This is a genomic window from Streptomyces sp. H39-C1 (assembly GCF_027158125.1).
Lineage (GTDB): Bacteria > Actinomycetota > Actinomycetes > Streptomycetales > Streptomycetaceae > Actinacidiphila > Actinacidiphila fildesensis.
The window spans coordinates 1-572 of sequence record NZ_JAPVLS010000299.1; the positions used below are offsets into that span (position 1 = coordinate 1).

The 572-nt window shown below is 67.0% G+C and carries 1 protein-coding gene; it reads left to right on the top strand.

Going from position 1 to position 572, the window contains the following annotated elements:
* Positions 1-114: 114 nt before the first annotated feature.
* Positions 115-318, top strand: coding sequence for a cold-shock protein (locus O3W51_RS48325; protein WP_145801666.1), 204 nt, complete (start codon positions 115-117; stop codon positions 316-318).
* Positions 319-572: the final 254 nt, after the last annotated feature.

Below are 572 nucleotides of genomic sequence, written 5' to 3' on the forward strand. Positions count from 1 at the left end.
GACCCGCGGGTGCATTTTTTGTTTGGCCGGTCATCTCCGGATGGGCTCATCGCGGCGACGCGGACTCCGCGCAGTGCGGTTTTCGGTTCTGCCCCCTGTCTTAAGGAGACACACATGGCTACTGGCATCGTGAAGTGGTTCAACGCTGAAAAGGGCTTCGGCTTCATCGAGCAGGACGGTGGCGGCGCTGACGTCTTCGCCCACTACTCGAACATCGCCGCCCAGGGCTTCCGCGAGCTGCAGGAAGGCCAGAAGGTCTCCTTCGACGTCACGCAGGGCCAGAAGGGCCCGCAGGCGGAGAACATCGTTCCCGCCTGACGCTGACGCGCGTCATACGGTCAGGGCCCGCTCCGCAAGGTTGCGGGCCCTGACCGTCGCCCGCAGGCCCCTCGCTCCGCTCATCGCGGGGCGGGGCGGCTGCGGACATCAGTACCCATGCCGCACTGCAGGCGGCTCCGCGGTTCACGACCGCGATGTGCTCACTGCCCCGGACCCGCCTCCTCGCGCGTCCAGTTCCCGGCCGCCATCTCTGGCAGTGCCGCTCGTGGCGAAGTGTGTTCGCGCGGTTGATT